The organism is Sphingomonas sp. DMC6 (genome assembly GCF_056314225.1).
This window is the reverse complement of sequence record NZ_JBQUYT010000002.1, coordinates 269,535-287,654: the sequence shown is the minus strand read 5'-3', so window position 1 is coordinate 287,654 and position 18,120 is coordinate 269,535. Positions and strand designations below refer to the sequence as shown.

Below are 18,120 nucleotides of genomic sequence, written 5' to 3'. Positions count from 1 at the left end.
TCAGCCCAATGCCTGGTCGAGCAGCTTCGCAAGCCGGATGCCGCCGCGCAGCACTTCCTGCCGCGCCACCGGTACCAGCCGCGCGATCGTCGCTTCGTCGAGATGGCCGTCATGCGGCGCCGCGGTGCAGACATTCGGCCCCAGCGCGCTGGGATAGACAGTATCGCGCGCCACCTGCCAGCTCTCGCGGCTCCAGTCGGTGACGGTGCCCGCACCTATCCGCGCCCGCTCGGCGGCGCTGTAGCGGCGCACCAGCCCGGGCGGCGAGGTGATCGCGCGTTCGGCCAGATAGCCGTCCCACACAGAATGCAGGTTCAGCCGCTTGCCGGTATAGAGGCCGTAATTGGTCTTCACCTTGTTGCCGCCCTCGTCGCCATGCTCGCCGGCATGGAGCGGCTGGTGCAGATCGCCGACGAAGTGGATCAGGAACACCAGCGCCTGCACCCGGTCCTTCAGCGCGGTCTTGCGGTCCTTGAGCAGCCGCACGTCGCGCTCGATCTGGGCGGAAACGCAATTGCCGTCCTTGCACGGCGGCACCAGGTCGAACGGCTTGCAGATGTCGACGTCCTGATAATGCCAGCTATAGGCATAGCCGAAGCGGTCGCGGAGCGGCTTCACGCAATCGGCCCAGACGCTTGCCTGCTCAATCGTCCGTGCCGGGCAGGTCGGCGTATCGAGCAGCGTCGTGCGCGCCAGCAGCGCATCGATCCGCGCCCGCACCTTGGGCGTCACGTTGCGATAGGCAATCGCGGCGACCGTCTGGTGGCCATATTCCCAATAGGCGGAAGCAGGCGAAGCGGCGCCAAGGCCCGCAATCGCGGCGAACAGGACAAATACGCGACTCATGGAGCAAGCCCGTAGGACGCGGCGGGCTCCGGTTCAATCGGCTGGCGTTGGGGCGCCTCAGATCGGGTCACCCTCACCCTTCCGGCGCTTCGCGCCTCCCTCCCTCTCCCAAAGGGAGAGGGTTTTTTACACCTCTCCCTTTGGGAGAGGGAGGGGCCCATCGCGCCAGCGCTGGGAGGGTGAGGGCGGCAGTAGCCGTTCACCCCTCCCCGTAAATCGCCACCTGCTTCTCGCCCTCGCTGGTGATCCGCCCGCGATACATGCCGGAAGTGGTGAAGCTCCACGCCAGCGCGCCGTCCGGCGCGGCGACGATCACGCCGCCGACGCCGCCCATTGCCTTCACATCGTCCAGCACATGGTCGGCTGCCGCCTGCACGTCTTCGCCCAGGAAGCGCATCCGCGCGGCGATCTCATGCCCCACGCCTTCGCGAATGAAGAACTCGCCCGCGCCGGTGGCGGAAACCGCGCAGGCGCGATCGTCGGCATAGGTGCCCGCGCCGATCACCGGCGAATCGCCGATGCGGCCCCACCGCTTGCCGGTCAGCCCGCCGGTCGAGGTGGCGGCGGCGACATGGCCTTCCGCATCCATCGCCACCGCGCCCACGGTGCCATATTTCATGTCGATGTCGAACCAGCCGTCGCCGGCCCGCGCCTTCATCACGTCCAGCTGTTGCCGCCGCTCCCGGGTGCCGAACCAGCTATTGTCCACCTGCTCCAGCCCCTGTTCGCGGGCAAACTGGTCGGCGCCGGCACCGGCGAGCAGGACGTGCGGGCTCGCCGCCATCACGCTGCGCGCCAGCGCGACCGGGTGCCGGGTGGTCTGCGCCCCGGCGATCGCCCCGGCATCGCGGGTACGTCCGTCCATGATCGCGGCGTCGAGCGTGTGCGCGCCGTCCCAGGTGTAGACCGATCCGCGGCCGGCATTGAAATGCGGGTCGTCCTCCAGCGCCTCGACCGCTGCCTGCACGGCGTCCAGCGCTGTTCCGCCCGTCGCGAGCCGCGCTGCGCCCGCCTCCAGCGCGGCGTCGAGCCCGGCCAGCGCGCCCGTTTCCTGCTCGGCGCTCAGCGTCCCCGGCGTCATCATGCCCGCGCCGCCATGGATCATCAGCGTCCAGCGGGGGGCAGTGGCGGTCGGCATCGGTGGAACTCCGGAAAAGGCGAATGCGGCGGCCCCTAGCAGAATCCATGTGTCCTTCCACCCCGGCGCGGCTAGTCCTGACCCTCCGAAACGCCTATATGGCGGCCATGTCCGTACGACCTTGGCGCGATATCGTCCGGCGGCAGAGCCGCCAGATCATGGTGGGCAATGTTCCCGTGGGCGGCGACGCCCCGGTGACGGTGCAGACCATGACCAACACCGCAACGTCCGACGTGAAGGCGACGATCGACCAGATCCGCCGCTGCGAGGATGCCGGCGCGGATATCATCCGCGTTTCCTGCCCGGACGTCGAAAGCACCACCGCGCTCCGCCAAATCGTCCGCGCTGCGCGCGTGCCGATCGTCGCCGACATCCATTTCCACTACAAGCGCGCGCTGGAAGCAGCCGATGCCGGTGCGGCTTGCCTCCGCATCAATCCCGGCAATATCGGTTCGGCCGACCGGGTGAACGAAGTGGTGAATGCCGCCAAGGCGAACGGCGCCTCGATCCGTATCGGTGTCAATGCCGGCAGCCTCGAGAAAGACCTGCTCGAAAAATATGGCGAGCCCTGTCCGGAGGCGCTGGTCGAATCCGCGCTCGACCATATCAAGCTGCTGCAGGATCGCGACTTCCACGAATTCAAGGTGGCGGTGAAGGCGTCGGATGTGTTTCTGGCGGTCGCCGCCTATCAGCAGCTCGCCGACGCGGTCGATTGCCCGCTGCACCTGGGCATTACCGAGGCGGGCGGATTCGTCGGCGGCACGGTCAAGTCGGCGATCGGCATCGGCTCGCTGCTGTGGTTCGGCATCGGCGACACGATCCGGGTAAGCCTCTCGGCGGAACCGGAAGAGGAAGTGCGCGTCGGCTTCGAGATTCTGAAATCACTCGGTATTCGCAACCGGGGCGTGCGCGTCGTTTCCTGCCCGAGCTGCGCGCGCCAGGGCTTCGACGTGATCCGCACCGTGCAGGCGCTGGAGGAAAGACTCCAGCACATCCGCACGCCGCTATCGCTTTCGGTGCTCGGTTGCGTGGTCAACGGCCCCGGCGAGGCGCGCGAAACCGACATCGGCCTGACCGGCGGCGGCAACGGCAAGCACATGGTCTATCTGTCGGGCCTCACCGACCACACGGTCGAGGACGCCGACATGCTCGACCATATCGTCAAGCTGGTCGAGGCCAAGGCGGCCGAAATCGAAGCGGCGAACGGCGCACCGGCGCAGGCGGCGGAGTAGATCCCCAGATTGCCGTTGTCCGGCGAGGCTGTCGCTGCAACAATGAGCTATGCGCGCGTGGAAGTCTGGCATCGTTATGATGCTTGTATCGCTCTTACCCTGCCTCCTGGCTCTTCCTGCCGAAGGGCAGGGGGCGTCGGTTCCGTTCCCGCTCGTTACGCATAGCGTCACCGATAAGTTGGGACGAAAGATAACCTATTATCTAAGCCGGCCGAACCATCCCGCGGCATTGTTGCTCATGATTCAAGGCTCGGGATGTACGCCTGTTATCAAGGGGCAGGGCGAGAATAGATATAGCACGCTGTTCGATCTCTTGCCCTTTGCGGCCGAGGGGAATTTTGCGGTGATGGCGGTCGAAAAGCCGGAAGCCGATTCCGGCGCCAGCGGCGGCACCGCGCAAGAGTGCAGCACCCGGTTCAATGCAGACTTTACTGCAGAGCGGTGGCTGACGGCGCTGATGGCGGCGGTCGATGATGCGCGTATCCAGAACGGGGTGAATCCCCGCCGGACAATTCTACTCGGAATTTCCGAAGGCGCCGTGATGGCGAGCTTGCTGGCCGGTCGCGATCCCAGTGTCTCTGACGTGATTGCTATCGGCGGCTCTGGCACTACCCAGTTGTTCGATTTTCTGGCGTCGGCCTATGCGCGATGCTTTGACCGCAGCCATTGTATTGGGGAGGTGGAGAAGCAGATTGCGGCCATCCGTGCCGACCCCGACAGCACGGCCAAATTCGCGTGGGGGCATCCGTACCGCCGCTGGTCTTCGTTCTTCGCGGTGGAGCCTGGCGATGAACTGGTCCGCAGCCATGCCCGCGTATATCTGGCTTTCGGTACTGCCGATGTCAGCACGCCACCGCTTTCGCAAGAAGTTGCGGTCGCCAAGCTACTGGCTGCTGGCCGTGACCTCACCGTGCGTCGTGTGCCGGATGCCGACCATAGCCTGGTGGGCCCGGGTGAAGATTACTCCGCTCTCGATCGTGAGTACCGGCGCGCGTTGGCATGGACGGGTCTCATTCCCAGAATCCAGCAATCGCCGTGACCGATGGTGTGTGATCCGAGGTGCGAACCCTATAGACAGGATTGACTACATTTGTAATCAGTGTCCTCCGGTACCTGTTCGGGGGAGGACTTGTGACGAAATATCGGCCTTTGGCGGCGGCTCTTGCCATTCTCATCGGCTGCACGGCGCCGTTGGCGGCGTCTGCGCAAGCGGCTGCTGCCGTGGACAATGCCGAGATGCAGACATTGTTCGCCGCGGATCAAGCCGCGCGGACCGGCATCAAGCCCGAACAATTTGCAGACCGCGCCTTTGTCACAAAGATGATCGCGGACGATCAGCAGCGGCGGGTGGCGGCGCGGCGCTTGCTCGATGCCGGCGCGCTCCACACCGGCGCGGATTATTACGCCGCCGCGTTCGTCTTCCAGCATGGGACGACCGCAGACGATTACCTGCTCGCGCACAGCCTCGCGCTTGCCGCCGTCGCCAGAGGAAAGGCGGATGCGAGCTGGATCGCCGCGGCCACGCTGGACCGCTATCTGATGAAGATCGGCCAGAAGCAGATTTACGGTACGCAATTCATCAGCGCGAAGGCGACCGGTCCGACCATGGAGCCCTATGATCCCGCGCTGGTGCCGGACTCGCTGCGCGAAGCCCTCGGCGTTCCCGACCGCAAGGCGCAGAATGCCCGGCTGGAGACGATGAAGGCGGCTGTTTCTCCGCCGAAATAAGGGGGAGGTGTCAGATGTGTAATTTTCGACATAAGATATTGTAAAATAAAGATAATAAGCCGAATTGGGTGTTGCTGCCTTCCCTCCGGAAAGCTGTCAAAGCCCTAAACTTCATAAACTTCACCCCCTCGCCAAGCGGGCGCCGGGGCGCTAACCGGCGGGCATGCGCCGTTCCCCCGTCCTTGCCTTTGCCGTCGCGGCGCTGGGTATCGCCAATTATTCGGTGATGGATGCGGTGATGAAGGGCATGTCGATTGCTCATGGCGCCTATAGCGCGGTGCTGTGGCGGTCGGTCGGGGCGATCGTGCTGCTCGGCCCGATCTTCGTCGCCCGGCGGACGCGCTGGCCAGGGCGGGCGGCGCTGATGCTCCATTTCTGTCGCGGGATGACCGCCGGCCTTTCGGTGCTGCTCTTTTTCTGGGGGCTGGTGCGGGTGACGATGGCGCAGGGAGTAGCGCTGACCTTCCTCGCCCCGCTGATCGCCTTGTTCCTGGCCGCGATGTTCCTTGGCGAGCGCATTCGCCGCGCGGCGATCGGCGGATCGCTGGTCGCCAGCCTGGGCGTGTTCGTCATCGCCGCCGGCCAGGCGCAGGCGCATGCCTCGACCGAGGTGGTGCTGGGGTCGGTTGCAGTCTTCCTCGCCTCGATCCTCTACGCCGGCAGCCTGATCCTGCTGCGGCGCCAGGCGCAGATTGCCGACCCGATCGAGGTTGCGCTGTTCACCAGCATAGTACTGGCGCTGGTGCTGCTGCCGGGGGCGCCGTGGCTGTCGACCATGCCCGGCGTGGCGCTGTGGCCGTGGATTATCGGCGCGGCGGCGGTCGGTTCGGTGTCCGCCGTGCTGCTCGCCTGGGCCTATGCCCATGCCGAGGCGCAGGTGCTGGCACCGGTGGAATATACCGCGTTCGTCTGGGCGGCGATCCTCGGCTATGTCGTGTTCGACGAGCGGGTTTCGCCCTGGACGGTGGGCGGCGCGGTGCTGATTATCCTGGGCTGTCTGGTCGCGATCCGCGGCCGCGTGGCACCCGCTCCGCAGACCGAGGCCGGTGCATGACCCATATCCGCTTTGCTACTCCCGAAGACGTGCCGCAGATCCTCGCCTTCGTCCGCGAACTCGCCGAGTTTGAGCGCGAGCCCGAGGCGGTCGTCGCGACCGAGCCGATGCTGGCAGCGGCGCTGTTCGGCCCACGCTCGGCGGCCGAGGCGGTGATCGCGGAGCATGACGACGGAACGCCGCTGGGCTTTGCCTTGTTCTTCCAGAACTTCTCCACCTGGACGGGGTTGCCGGGCATGTATCTGGAAGATCTGTACGTCACCCCTGCCGCGCGCGGCGCCGGGGTGGGCAAGGCGCTGCTTCGTCATCTGGCGGGGATCGCGGTTGATCGCGGCTATGGCCGGTTCGAATGGTCGGTGCTCGACTGGAACCAGCCGGCGATCGATTTCTACCGGGCAATGGGTGCGGTGGGGATGGACGAATGGACCGTGCAGCGCGTGACCGGCGCGGCGCTGGCCCGGCTGGCGGGACGCTGATGGCCTGGGCCGCGCTGATCCTGGGCGGGCTGTGCGAAGTGGGGTTCACCACCTGCCTGCGCTTCGTCGACGGGTTTCGCAGTATTCCCTGGACGCTGTGCTTTCTCCTTTCGGTCACGGCGTCGATGCTGCTGCTCGAATGGGCAGCGCGGACGATCCCCATGGGCACTGCCTATATGGTGTGGGGCGGCATCGGCGCGTTCGGCACCGTGGCGGTGGGCATATTGTGGTTCGGCGAGCCCGCCACGTTGGTGCGACTGCTGCTGATGCTGGGACTGGTGGCGTGCATCGCCGGGTTGCGGATGGCCGGGGGGCACTGATCCCGCCGGGGCGCTGGCTTAAAGGGGCTTGCCGTCCTTCCCGATCAGCTCGATCCGGTACGCGCATCCGTAGAGCGTCTTGCCGGCATGGCTGGTGACGGTCGACACGTTGCGCGTAATCGTCGTGTGCGTGCCGAAGCTTTCGCCGGCGGTCGGCGGCTCGACCCGATCGACGACGATCTTCTCGCCAAGGAACTTTGCCGATTTCTTCGCCATCGCCTCTAGCTCGGGCGGCACCGCCTCGCCGGATTCGCGCATTGCTGCGATCAGCGGATTGGAATCGGCAGCGTTCTTGATCCCCTGCGCCTGTGCGAGCGGCGCCGGATCGGCCAGATCGAGGATGGCGAGCACGCCGGTCGAGGTGAAGGCGATGCGGCGTGTGCGGTACTGGCCTGCCACGGTGATCGGGGCGGGCAGTTCATATTCGGTCATGAATGCATTGCCGGTCTTCACCGCCACCCAGTGGCGTTTCTGCGCGATCTTCTCTTCGCCGTTCAGCGCCAGCGCGAAGCCGTTATAGGTCGGCGCATCGAGCTTGCATTCGATCGCGTCGACGACGTTCACTGCTGCGGGATCGAACTCGGAATCCGCCTGGGCGGTAAGCGTTGCGGGGGCGAGAAGGGCCAGTACGGCACTGAAATGAAATATGTGCATAGCTGATATCTAACCGAGGGTAACGGCGCTGTCGTTTCGCGGCGGGCGATTCGGCGCAAATGGGCCACGGTGTGGCGCGCCGGAAATACTGGCCATCGCTGCTTTTGTCTGACAAGAAGCGCCGCAACCGATATGCGTGAGAGGAAAGGATCACCCTTGAAGGCTGCGTCTATGCTGCTGCTGAGCGCAGCCCTGCTTGCCCCGTTTACCCCAAGTTTCGCGGCGCCCGCAGAACGCCAGGACGCGCCGGCGCAAGCCGTGCAGTTGCGCTCGCAAAGCCCGACCGGCGCAGTGTTCCAGACCACGCAGGGCCTGCTGGTGCTCACCGTGTGGGGCGAACGGACGCTGCGCGTCACGATGCTGCGCGAAGGGGCCGAGCGGGCGCCGGACCTCGCGCTGGTCGGCCAGCCGGGTAAGGTGGCGTGGACGCTCGCGCAGGAGCCCGATCGCTTCCTGCTCATCACGCCCGAAATGCGGGTGACGGTCGATCGCAAGACCGGCGCGGTCGCGCTGCTTGGCGCTGACGGCAAGCCGCTGGTGGCGGAAACCGCGCCCGATCGCCGCAAGGCCGGCGGTGCGCCCGATGGCGATGCGGCGATCCTACAAGCCTTTGCGGTGCGTCCCGACGAGGCGATCTATGGCCTGGGCCAGCATCAGGCCGGCCTGCTCGACTATCGCGGGACCACGGTGCGGTTGCAGCAGGCGAATACCGATGTCGGCGTGCCGGTGCTCGTTTCGACTGCGGGCTATGGGCTGTTCTGGAACAATGCCGCCGTCACTGAAGTCGCGGTCGATACGCCGCAGGCATCGAACCAACTCGTCTTCCGTTCCCAGGCGGGCGAGGGGATCGATTATTTCCTGTTCGCCGGCCCCGATGTCGATGCCGTGATCGGCGCCTATCGCCAGCTCACCGGCGCCGCGCCGCTGCTGCCGCGCTGGGCCTGGGGGCTCTGGCAGTCGAAGGAGCGCTATGCCTCGCAGGCCGAACTGCTGGGTGTCGGCGCCGAATATCGCCGGCTGGGCATCCCGCTCGATGCCGTGGTGCAGGACTGGCAATATTGGCAGCCCGGCGGCTGGGGCGGCCACCGGATGGACCCGGCGCGCTATCCCGATCCCAAGGCGATGCTCGCCGAGTTGCATCGCCAGAATCTGCACAGCATCGTCTCGGTCTGGCCGCGCTTCGACATAGGCCTCGACACGACCCGCGCGCTGGATGCAGCGGGCGGGCTCTATCCCAAAACCTATCCGAATGTGTATCCGGCTGGGGAAGGGCGCTGGTACGACGCCTTCTCCGCCACTGCGCGGCAGCTCTACTGGCGGCAGATTTCGGAGCGGCTCGGCACGCTGGGCTTTGACGGATACTGGCTCGACGGCAGCGAAGCGGAGCTGGGCGGCCATTGGGGCGAAATGGCCGAAGTGCCCACTGCGGCCGGGCCCGGCGCTGTGGTCTATAACGCCTATCCGCTGATGCACACCACCGCGGTGCATGACGGCATGTCCGCCGATTTCGGGGCGAAGCGGCCCCTGCTGCTCACGCGCTCGGCCTGGGCGGGGCAGCAGCGCAACGCCGCCTTTACCTGGTCGGGCGATGTCAGCGGGCGGTGGGACGTTTTCCGCCGCCAGATTCCCGCCGGCGTCAATTTCTCGATGAGCGGCAATCCCTTCTGGTCGGCGGATATCGGCGGCTTTTTCGGCGGCAGCCCCAGGGATCCCGCCTATCAGGAGCTATTCACGCGCTGGCTGCAATTTGCCGTGTTCAACCCGATGTTCCGCATCCACGGCACGGGTGAGGGCAAGGAGCTCTACAGTTTCCCAGAGGCGGCGCGCGGACCGCTGCTCGACGCGGTGGCGCTGCGCTATCGCCTGCTGCCCTATCTCTATGCCCAGTCCTGGGCAGTCGCCGACAAGGGCGCCTCGTTCCTCTACGCGGCGGGCATGGTGTTCCCCGGCGATCCCGCCGCGCGCGATCTGCGCGACGAATATCTGTTCGGTCGCGGCCTGCTGGTGAGCCCGGTGGTCGAGCCGGGCGCCACCAGCCGCCGCGTCTATCTGCCCGCGGGCACCGAGTGGATCGATTTCTGGACCGGCGCGCGGCATGCGGGCGGGGCGTCGATCACGGTAGCCGCGCCGATCGGGCAGATTCCGGTACAGGTCGCGGCGGGGACGATCCTGCCGCTGGGCTCGCCGGTGCAATATGCCGATCAGTCGCCGGCGCTACCGGTGGAGCTGCGTGTCTATCGCGGCGCCGATGGTCATTTCACGCTCTATGACGATGCCGGCGACGGCACCGGCTGGAAGCGCGGCGAACATGCGACGATCGACCTGCGGCTCGACGACAAGGCAGGAGTGCTGGAAATCGGCGCCCGCGCCGGCAGCTATCCGGGCATGGTCCGCACACGCCGCTTCCGCATCGTCTCGGTCGCGCCCGGCAATGGTGCCGGGCTGGCGCAGGGGGCGGGGCGCGACGTGGTCTATGACGGCGCCCGCCTTTCCGTGAAGCTCGACTGAGGTTCAGCGGAACCGGTCGAAGGCGCCCTGCTCCCGACACCGGGTGATCGCCGCCTCGTCGGCGGGCGGCACCGGTGCGCTCAGCGGCGGCACGGCAAAGCTCTGGCCGATGCCGTGCCGTGCGAACCGTGCCGGATCCGTGCCGCCGCAGCGCAGCACCGCCGCCAGCATCGCCGGCGGGGTGTCATAGGCTTCCCAGGAAAGCCGGAAGGTGCCCCAGTGGATCGGCAGGGCATAGGGGCGGCCCAGTCCCTGCCACACCCGCTCGGCATCGCGCGGGCCGATATGCGCATCGGCCGCCATCTGCCCGGGCTTGAAGCGGAAGGCGCCGACGGGAATTGCGGCGAAGCGGATCGGCCCCAGCGCGGCGGCTTCTTCCGGCCACTTGCCGTCGCCCCAGCCGGTATCCCCGGCGAAGAAGATATTGCCGCCGGGCAGGGTGACGACGAAGCTAGACCAGAGCGCGCGGTTGCGATCGGCAAACCAGCGGCTGCTCCAGTGATGGTTGCGCGTCACCACCACGGCGATGCCCGGCCGCACCGCCAGCCTTTGCCCCCAGTCGAGCGCACGCGCCGGCACCCCGGCTTGGCCGATGACGCTGTCGTTGCCGAACGACGTGATGATCAGGGGCCGGTCGCGCTCCCACAGGCGCTTCAGCGTCGCAAGGTCGAGATGGTCGTAATGATTGTGGCTGACCAGCACGAGGTCGATGCGCGGCAGATCGGCAAAGCGCACCCCCGGTTCGGCAACGCGCGCCGGGCCGATGCCGAATGGACCGGCGGTGTTGCTCCACACCGGATCGGTGAGGATGTTGAGGCCCTGCGTCTGGATCAGCACGGTCGCATGACCGACCCAGGTGACGCGCATCGCCGCGCCCGCCACTCGCGCAGGCGGATGGTCGGGCGTCACCGCGACGTGATCGGGCCACACCGGCCGCTCAGTACGCGTCAGCAGCTGATGCAGGATGAACACGAAGCCAAGGCTGGCCGGAGGCGCGGTTTCGCCGTCGGGATTTTCAAAATGCTGACCGTCGAAATGCCCGCTTACTGGCCCGCGATAATAGATGCGGTCGAGGAACGGCGGTACGATCGTGGCGATCAGGCACAGCCCCACCACCGTCCAGAGCAGTCCTCCGATCAGCCAGCGGCCGAGCCTGTGTCGCATTGCCATGCGCTCCTCTCGCAACCGCATCCGCAGAGATCAAGCCTGTCTCACCGGGCATTGACCGCCAATTATGTTGTGTATACACAACGAATCGCATGAAAGAGCGGATGGTTCCGTGAATATCTACAACCGCATTGCGCTATTCCGCACCGAAGCGGGTATGACCCGCCGGGCGCTTGCCGAGGCGGTCGAGGTGAATCCGCAGACGATCGGCTATCTCGAACGCGGCGATTACAAGCCCAGCCTGGAACTGGCGATGCGGATCGCCGCCGTCTTCGACGTGCCGGTGGAGATGCTGTTTTCGTTCGAGCCCTTCGAATCCGTCGCGGTCGCGCTGCGCCGGGCGGGAGAGATGTGATGGGGTATGACTCCCGTAAATGGACCGGCATGTATGTCTGGCAAAGGCCCCGCCGGAAGGGGACGCGCTGGCTATTGCTGGCCGGAATCCTGCTGTTGCTGGCGTACGCTGCGGCAGCGCCGTTGGTAGCGAACAAGAAGGATTATTTAGCGTTGTGGGCGCCGATCAGCCTGCTCTGCACACTCGGGCTGCAACAATCGCCGTTCGTACAACGCAGCTGGGGGCATTCCACCCGTCCGGTCGCGGATGAGTTTGACCGGGATGCATTGCAGCGGGCGACGGTTCACGGGTTCCGTGCCTTGCTGACGCTGGTTTCTGGCATCTTTGTCTGGTTCTCTGTCGCATCGGTCTGGCACCTTCCGATGCCGAGCTCGGTCTGGGATTGGCTCCTTCTGGGGATGGCTATCCTCTACAGCGGCTTCGCCCTGCCTACGCTGTTCGCTGAATTCCTGATCCCGTTTCCGCCCGAAGCGGATGCCGAGGAGGATGTCTTGCTATGACGAACCGCTTCATCGCCACCCTTGATGCGGTCGCCAACCGCACCGGCATTCCCGCGCTGGCCGAAGGGCGGCCGCGCCGACGCCTGCTGCGTTGGACGCCGGTGGTCGCGCTGGTGTTCGCCAGCGCCGGAATTGCCACCGAGTTCCTGTCGGAGGGGCGGCAAGTCCATCTTGGCTATGCCCTGGTGACGTTCGGCTTTGTGGCGAGCGTTTTCTGCCCGATATTCGGGCCGCTCAAGCCTTGGGGTACGCTGGAGACGGTGGACGAATGGGACCGCGACTTGCGCCGCCGCGCCTTCCTGGCCGGCTTTGCGACGATCGCAGTTGCGGCACTTGGGCTGTTCTGGACCATTGCTGCCCTTGCCGCGCTGCGGAACTGGTCGGGGCCGGACACGGCGCTGCGGGCGATGGGCTGCGCCTTCTTCCTCATGGCGCTCTATGGCAGCGTCCCCACCCTCTATGCCAGTTGGGCCACCCGCCCGCTCGATCCGGCCGATGAGGAGGCTTGATCGCGCCCCCTGCCATCCCCTAGCGCTGGGGCATGACGCTGCCCCGCATGCCCGAAGACGCCGCTGCCGAGCTGGAACGGCTCGCTGCCGAGATTGCGCACCACAACCGGCGCTATCACAGCGAGGATGCGCCGGAGATCAGCGACGCCGAGTTCGACGCGCTGGTCCGCCGCAATGCCGAAATCGAGGCAGCGTTTCCCGACCTGATCCGCGCCGATTCGCCTTCGCGTCAGGTGGGGGCCGCGCCGGCGGGGCATCTCGCCAAGGTTGCCCATGCGCGGCAGATGTTCAGCCTCGACAATGGCTTCAACGACGAGGATGCCGCCGATTTCCTCGGCCGTGTGCGCCGCTTCCTCCGCCTTGGCGAAGATGAGCCGCTGCAACTCACCGCCGAGCCCAAGATCGACGGCCTCTCCTGTTCGCTCCGCTATGAAGACGGTGTGCTGGTGCAGGCGCTGACGCGGGGCGACGGGCGGATCGGCGAGGATGTGACCGCCAATGTCCGCACCATCGCCGACATTCCGGAGCGGATCGCCGGTGCACCCGCCATCTGCGAGGTGCGGGGCGAGGTCTATATGGCCAAGGCCGATTTTGCCGCGCTCAACGCCCGGCTGCTCGAAGAGGCCGAGGCGGCGGGCAAGGAAGCGCGCCAGTTCGCCAATCCGCGCAACGCCGCCGCCGGATCGCTGCGCCAGAAGGATGCCGCCGTCACCGCTACCCGGCCGCTGCGGTTCTTCGCCTGGGGCTGGGGGGAGGTGAGCGAACCGCTTGCCGAGACACAGTTTGATGCCATCGCCCGCATCCGCGGCTGGGGCTTTCCGGTATCCGACCTGTTCGTCCACGCGCCGACGCTGGCCGATGCGCTTGCCCAGTATCGCGCGATCGAGGCGCGGCGGGCGGACCTGGGCTTCGACATCGATGGCGTGGTCTACAAGGTCGACCGGCTCGATTGGCAGGAGCGGCTCGGCTATGTCGGCCGCGCGCCGCGCTGGGGCCTTGCGCACAAGTTTCCGGCCGAGCGCGCCCAGACCAGCCTGCTCGCCATCGACATCCAGGTCGGCCGCACCGGCAAGCTGACCCCCGTCGCGCGGCTGGAGCCGGTGACGGTGGGCGGCGTCGTCGTCAGCAACGCGACGCTCCACAATGCCGACGAGATTGCGCGCCTCGGCGTGCGCCCCGGCGACCGGGTGGTGCTGCAACGCGCCGGCGACGTGATCCCGCAAATCGTCGAGAATCTGACCCGCGATGTCGAACGACCGGCGTGGCACTTCCCCGGCCATTGCCCGATTTGCCAGTCCGAAGCGGTGGCGGAGGAAGGCGAAGTCGATATCCGCTGCACCGGCGGGCTGATCTGTCCGGCCCAGCGGCTGGAGCGGCTCAAGCATTTCGTCAGCCGCGGCGCGCTCGACATCGATGGGCTCGGCGAGAAGACGCTGGTGGAGCTGCTCGACCTAGGCTGGATCGCCGAACCGGCTGACATCTTCCGCCTCGCCCGGCACCGCGAGGCGCTGTTGGGCCGCGAAGGCTGGCAGGAAAAATCGGTCGACGGCCTGCTCGCCGCGATCGAGGCGAAGCGCGAACCTGATGCCGCGCGCCTGCTGTTCGGCCTGGGCATTCGCCATATCGGCGCGATCACCGCGCGCGACCTGCTCAAGCGCTATACGACGCTCCCCGCGATCGAGGCGCTGGCCGACGATCTGATCGCGCTGCGCGATGTGACTCCGCCTGCGCTGGGCGAGAATGATGCCAAGCACCGCGCCCGGCTCGACAAGGCGATTGCCGAGCGGATCGGCGTGGAAAATGTCGGCACCGCAGTGGGCCAGGCGCTCGCCGATTTCTTCCACGAGCCGCATAATCGCGCGGTGTGGAGCGATCTGCTTGGCGAAGTCGCGCCGCCGCCCTTCGTGGTGGAAACCCGTGCTTCCGAAGTGAACGGCAAGACACTGGTATTCACCGGTACGCTGGAGGCGCTGAGCCGCGACGAGGCCAAGGCGCAGGCCGAGCAGCTTGGGGCCCGAGTCGCGGGTTCGGTATCGGCCAAGACGGACCTGGTGATTGCCGGTCCCGGCGCGGGCTCGAAATTAAAAAAAGCCGCCGAGCTGGGGGTGCAAGTCATTTCGGAAGAGCAATGGCTGGCTATTGTCGCCGCTTCCGGGTGATGTTTTTTTGCAACGCAGCACAGGTTAATGGCAGATGAACGGCTTCGCCTGTTGACTGTCATGGAAGCGACATAAAAGACGGTCATGGGGGCGGTCATGACGGTGAAACTCACCGCGTGAAGTGCCGAGTTTGCACACCGAAAAGGGAACCATTTTACATGCGTAGCATGCTTTTTGCGGGCGCGGCTGTTGCTGCCCTGATGATTCCGGCCGCTGCGATGGCGCAGGAAACGACCTCCACCATCCAGGGCACAGTCACTTCCGGTGGCGCTCCCGTCGCCGGTGCGACGGTAACCGTCACGCACGTTCCCTCGGGCACGGTGTCGAAGGTCACGACTGCTTCGGACGGCGCCTTCACGGCAGCCGGTCTCCGCGTTGGCGGTCCTTACACCGTGAAGGTTACGAGCGCCGCCGGCGAATCCAGCGTCACCGACATCTTCACTGTTGCTGGCCAGCCCTTCAGCCTGCCGGTCGAAGTCGCCTCGCAGGGTGAGGTCGTCGTTACCGCAGCGCGCGTGAAGGGTGCCGGCGTAATCGGTTCCGGCCCGGCTACTGTACTCAGCGCCAACGAGATTTCGCGCGTCGCCTCGGTCAACCGCGACATTCGCGACCTCATGCGCCGCGATCCGTTCGCCACGCTAGACACCTCGCAGTCGACCGGCCGCCAGGTCACCTTTGCCGGCATCAATCCGCGCTTCAACCGCTTCACGGTTGATGGCGTGCCGATCACCGACAGCTTCGGCCTGAACCCGGACGCGCTGCCGTCGCGTCGCGGCCCTGTTCCGATCGATTCGATCGGTGAGTTCCAGACCCGCGTCGCGCCGTACGATATCCGCGACGGCTTCTTCCAGGGCGGCGTTGTCAACGCGATCCTGAAGTCGGGTACCAACAGCTTCTCGGGAAGCGCCTTCTACACCATCAGCAGCGATGGTCTGACCGGCGAGCATCTGAAGCCGTATGTGACTAATCCTACCGGCTATGCGCCGCAGCCCAAGTTCACCAGCAAGGACTTCGGCGCCACGCTGTCCGGCCCGATCATCAAGGACCGGCTGTTCTTCATGGTTTCGGCCGAGCGCGTCCGGGCGAACAACCCCTTCAACATCGCCGCGAACTCGCTGACACAGGCGACCTATGACCAGATCGCCAGCATCGCCCAGAGCAAGTATGGCGTGAACACTGGCGGTCGTCTGACTAATCAGGACGACCGTGACGATCGCATCGTCGGCCGTATCGATGCCAATATCGCCGAAGGCCAGCGCCTGGCGATCACCGGCATGTACACCAAGGACCAGATCAACACGCTGGGCTTCAACACCGCCACCAATCAGTCGACGCTGTCGAACGACTATATCAAGCCCAACCGCATGTGGGCCGGTGTTGCGACCTGGAACGCCACCTGGTCGCCCTCCATCTCGACCGAAACGCAGGTTCTCTACAAGGACTATAAGAGCGGTCAGAACCCTATGCTCGCCAAGACTGCGCTAGCCGTGGTCTGCACCGATCCGGGTGCGGCGAATGCGATCACCGTCGGTAACCCCACCCAGTGCTCGTCGAACGTGACGTCGCTGTCGGTAGGCCCGCTCGGTTCGGCGCAGACCAACGTGCTGCACACCAAGACCTTCGATTTCAAGGAAGTGCTCCGCGTTTCGCTCGGCAATCACAGCATCCGCATGCTGTATGACTATCAGCACGTCCGGAACTACAACCTGTTCATCGGCCAGACGGCGAACCCGGGCGCAACAGGCATCTCGTCCGGTGCCTATGGCGCCTATTATTTCGACTCGATCGCTGCGTTCCAGGCCGGTACGGCGCAGGAATTCGGCTATGCCAATGCCACCACGGGTAACCCGAACGATGCGGCAGCAGCATTCGGCTACACCACCCACACCTTCGGCATTCAGGATGACTGGACGGTTCTGCCGAGCCTGACGCTGACCTATGGCGCGCGCTACGATCTGTTCGGCGGCGAAAATCGCCCGCTGCTCAACCAGGCGTTCGTCGCGCGTGAAGGCTTTGCCAACACTGCCTTTATCGGCGGTCGCGGCCTGTTCCAGCCGCGTGTCGGCTTCAACTGGAAGGCGACGCCCCGCCTCGCCGTGCGTGGCGGTGTCGGTATCTTCGGCGGTGGCACGCCGGACGTGTATATCGGCAACAGCTTTTCTTCGAGCGGCGTGCAGCCGGTGCTGCTTAGCACTGCCACCAATCCTGCGTATCTGACCAACGTCAGCCTCACTCAGGTTCCGGCAGGGGCAACGGCGGCGCTGAACGGTCTGAAGAATGCCCCGGTTGCGGCGCTCGACCCGAACTTCAAGATTCCGTCGCAGTGGCGCGGGTCGTTGACGGCAACCTATAACCTAAACCTCGGTGGTCTGGGCGACGGCTGGATCATCTCGGCCAACGCACTGATTTCGAAGACTCGCGAAGGCATCCTCTATCGCGACGGTCGCGCCGTTCCGATTGTGGGCTCGCTGACCCCCGATGGCCGCCAGCGTTATCAGGATCTGACGCCCGCCAGCCAGGGTGGTCCGTCGGGCAATGCCGACTCCATTCTCGGCAACACCACCCGCGGTCATGGCTATATCGGCGTCGTCAGCCTGAACAAGAAGTGGGACAACGGCTTCAGCATCTTCGGTAGCTTCACCTACCAGGATGTGCGCGACCAGGCTGCGGTGACGTCATCGATCGCGTCGTCGAACTATGGCAACACGGCCTATATGGATGCGAACAGCGGTGCCTTCGGTCATTCGAACGACGAAGTCCGCTACTCGTTCAAATATGATGTCGCCTTCGAACATGCGTTCTTCGGCGACTACAAGACCCGCATCGACCTGTTCGGCGAAACCCGTATCGGTTCGCCCTACAGCTACACGATGCAGGAAGCTGGTACGACGAACGGCCGCGGCAATGTCTTCGGTACTTCGGGCAACACCAGCCGCTTCCTGTTCTATGTTCCGAACGGCACGAACGACCCGCTCGTCACTTACGACAGCCAGGCCACGCAGGATCGCATCCAGCAGATCATCAACACCACGGGTCTGAAGAACTATCTCGGCCGCGTCGCGCCGCGCAATGCGTTCAACTCGAAGTGGTTCACCAAGATCGACCTTCACGTCGAGCAGCAGATCCCGACCTTTATCGGCAAGTCGCGTATCGCGGTCTTCGCCGATATCGAGAACCTGCCGAACCTGATCAACCACAAGTGGGGCGAGCAGCTTCGCAACTTCTTCCCCTTCACCGACGTGGTGGCGAAGGTCGCGTGCAAGCAGGTCGGCACCAATCCGTGCGGTCAGTATGTCTATTCGGCCCCGAGCAGCGACACGTTCCTGGCCGATCAGCTGATCACCGTGAACGGCTCGTCGCTCTACTCGATCCGTCTGGGTGCGAAGTTCAGCTTCTGATCCACACGCACGACAAGTCGTAACAACACCGCCGTCCCGGGAACCCGGGGCGGCGGTTTTGCTTTTGGGCGAGGGA

Annotated in this window: 16 protein-coding genes; 12 read left to right on the top strand and 4 right to left on the bottom strand. The window is 65.5% G+C overall.

From position 1 onward, the window contains the following. A complete protein-coding gene (locus ACT53M_RS05180; protein WP_476231938.1) occupies positions 1 to 846 on the bottom strand; it encodes a S1/P1 nuclease in 846 nt (281 codons plus the stop codon). A 199-nt stretch (positions 847 to 1,045) separates the two neighbouring features. Then, positions 1,046 to 1,984, bottom strand: a complete 939-nt coding sequence (locus ACT53M_RS05175; RefSeq protein ID WP_476231937.1) for an isoaspartyl peptidase/L-asparaginase family protein — start codon at positions 1,982 to 1,984, stop codon at positions 1,046 to 1,048. 107 nt (positions 1,985 to 2,091) lie between these two features. On the opposite strand from ACT53M_RS05175, the gene ispG reads away from it, so the two are divergent. From ispG to ACT53M_RS05145, 6 genes are all read left to right on the top strand, one after another. Then, positions 2,092 to 3,216 (top strand): flavodoxin-dependent (E)-4-hydroxy-3-methylbut-2-enyl-diphosphate synthase, encoded by a 1,125-nt coding sequence (ispG, locus tag ACT53M_RS05170; RefSeq protein WP_476231936.1) that lies wholly within the window; start codon positions 2,092 to 2,094, stop codon positions 3,214 to 3,216. Positions 3,217 to 3,292: 76 nt separating this feature from the next. Continuing rightward, complete coding sequence (locus tag ACT53M_RS05165) at positions 3,293 to 4,255, top strand: alpha/beta hydrolase family protein (protein ID WP_476231935.1); 963 nt, start codon at positions 3,293 to 3,295, stop codon at positions 4,253 to 4,255. A gap of 92 nt (positions 4,256 to 4,347) precedes the next feature. Beyond that, entirely contained in the window at positions 4,348 to 4,944 is a 597-nt protein-coding gene (locus tag ACT53M_RS05160) for a hypothetical protein (RefSeq protein ID WP_476231934.1), read from the top strand. 163 nt (positions 4,945 to 5,107) lie between these two features. Next, positions 5,108 to 5,998, top strand: coding sequence for a DMT family transporter (locus tag ACT53M_RS05155; protein WP_476231932.1), 891 nt, complete (start codon positions 5,108 to 5,110; stop codon positions 5,996 to 5,998). Then, positions 5,995 to 6,474, top strand: coding sequence for an N-acetyltransferase family protein (locus ACT53M_RS05150; protein ID WP_476226562.1), 480 nt, complete (start codon positions 5,995 to 5,997; stop codon positions 6,472 to 6,474). Before ACT53M_RS05155 ends, ACT53M_RS05150 begins: the two co-directional genes overlap by 4 nt. Further along, on the top strand, positions 6,420 to 6,794 hold the full coding sequence (locus ACT53M_RS05145; protein WP_476231930.1) for a DMT family transporter: 375 nt from the start codon (positions 6,420 to 6,422) through the stop codon (positions 6,792 to 6,794). The genes ACT53M_RS05150 and ACT53M_RS05145 overlap by 55 nt, the downstream gene beginning before the upstream one ends. A gap of 18 nt (positions 6,795 to 6,812) precedes the next feature. Here the strand turns inward: ACT53M_RS05145 and ACT53M_RS05140 are convergent, their stop codons facing one another. Beyond that, positions 6,813 to 7,448 carry a hypothetical protein gene (locus ACT53M_RS05140; protein WP_476226564.1) on the bottom strand — a complete coding sequence of 212 codons (636 nt, stop codon included), beginning with the start codon at positions 7,446 to 7,448 and terminating at the stop codon, positions 6,813 to 6,815. A 156-nt stretch (positions 7,449 to 7,604) separates the two neighbouring features. Here ACT53M_RS05140 and ACT53M_RS05135 point away from each other — a divergent pair, with 156 nt between their 5' ends. Next, entirely contained in the window at positions 7,605 to 9,956 is a 2,352-nt protein-coding gene (locus ACT53M_RS05135; RefSeq protein ID WP_476231929.1) for a glycoside hydrolase family 31 protein, read from the top strand. Positions 9,957 to 9,959: 3 nt separating this feature from the next. On the opposite strand, the gene ACT53M_RS05130 is transcribed toward ACT53M_RS05135, so the two are convergent. After that, positions 9,960 to 11,120, bottom strand: coding sequence for an MBL fold metallo-hydrolase (locus tag ACT53M_RS05130; RefSeq protein WP_476231928.1), 1,161 nt, complete (start codon positions 11,118 to 11,120; stop codon positions 9,960 to 9,962). Positions 11,121 to 11,235: 115 nt separating this feature from the next. Here ACT53M_RS05130 and ACT53M_RS05125 point away from each other — a divergent pair, with 115 nt between their 5' ends. From ACT53M_RS05125 to ACT53M_RS05105, 5 genes are all read left to right on the top strand, one after another. Next, positions 11,236 to 11,478, top strand: a complete 243-nt coding sequence (locus ACT53M_RS05125) for a helix-turn-helix transcriptional regulator (RefSeq protein WP_476231927.1) — start codon at positions 11,236 to 11,238, stop codon at positions 11,476 to 11,478. Continuing rightward, positions 11,478 to 11,978, top strand: coding sequence for a hypothetical protein (locus ACT53M_RS05120; protein WP_476231925.1), 501 nt, complete (start codon positions 11,478 to 11,480; stop codon positions 11,976 to 11,978). Before ACT53M_RS05125 ends, ACT53M_RS05120 begins: the two co-directional genes overlap by 1 nt. Further along, positions 11,975 to 12,487: a hypothetical protein gene (locus tag ACT53M_RS05115; protein ID WP_476231924.1), complete on the top strand. Its 513-nt coding sequence runs from the start codon at positions 11,975 to 11,977 to the stop codon at positions 12,485 to 12,487. The genes ACT53M_RS05120 and ACT53M_RS05115 overlap by 4 nt, the downstream gene beginning before the upstream one ends. A gap of 32 nt (positions 12,488 to 12,519) precedes the next feature. Then, complete coding sequence (gene ligA / locus ACT53M_RS05110) at positions 12,520 to 14,646, top strand: NAD-dependent DNA ligase LigA (RefSeq protein WP_476231922.1); 2,127 nt, start codon at positions 12,520 to 12,522, stop codon at positions 14,644 to 14,646. A gap of 158 nt (positions 14,647 to 14,804) precedes the next feature. Next, positions 14,805 to 18,044, top strand: a complete 3,240-nt coding sequence (locus ACT53M_RS05105) for a TonB-dependent receptor (protein ID WP_476231920.1) — start codon at positions 14,805 to 14,807, stop codon at positions 18,042 to 18,044. Positions 18,045 to 18,120 lie beyond the last annotated feature (76 nt).

Coding starts and splice junctions, on each gene's coding strand:
- ACT53M_RS05115 (WP_476231924.1), top strand. CDS start 11,975: ATGACGAACCGCTTCATCGCCACCCTTGATGCGGTCGCCAACCGCACC.
- ACT53M_RS05180 (WP_476231938.1), bottom strand. CDS start 846: ATGAGTCGCGTATTTGTCCTGTTCGCCGCGATTGCGGGCCTTGGCGCC.
- ACT53M_RS05120 (WP_476231925.1), top strand. CDS start 11,478: ATGGGGTATGACTCCCGTAAATGGACCGGCATGTATGTCTGGCAAAGG.
- ACT53M_RS05105 (WP_476231920.1), top strand. CDS start 14,805: ATGCGTAGCATGCTTTTTGCGGGCGCGGCTGTTGCTGCCCTGATGATT.
- ACT53M_RS05130 (WP_476231928.1), bottom strand. CDS start 11,120: ATGCGACACAGGCTCGGCCGCTGGCTGATCGGAGGACTGCTCTGGACG.
- ACT53M_RS05165 (WP_476231935.1), top strand. CDS start 3,293: ATGATGCTTGTATCGCTCTTACCCTGCCTCCTGGCTCTTCCTGCCGAA.
- ACT53M_RS05145 (WP_476231930.1), top strand. CDS start 6,420: ATGGACCGTGCAGCGCGTGACCGGCGCGGCGCTGGCCCGGCTGGCGGG.
- ACT53M_RS05150 (WP_476226562.1), top strand. CDS start 5,995: ATGACCCATATCCGCTTTGCTACTCCCGAAGACGTGCCGCAGATCCTC.
- ACT53M_RS05175 (WP_476231937.1), bottom strand. CDS start 1,984: ATGCCGACCGCCACTGCCCCCCGCTGGACGCTGATGATCCATGGCGGC.
- ACT53M_RS05140 (WP_476226564.1), bottom strand. CDS start 7,448: ATGCACATATTTCATTTCAGTGCCGTACTGGCCCTTCTCGCCCCCGCA.
- ligA (WP_476231922.1), top strand. CDS start 12,520: ATGACGCTGCCCCGCATGCCCGAAGACGCCGCTGCCGAGCTGGAACGG.
- ACT53M_RS05155 (WP_476231932.1), top strand. CDS start 5,108: ATGCGCCGTTCCCCCGTCCTTGCCTTTGCCGTCGCGGCGCTGGGTATC.
- ispG (WP_476231936.1), top strand. CDS start 2,092: ATGTCCGTACGACCTTGGCGCGATATCGTCCGGCGGCAGAGCCGCCAG.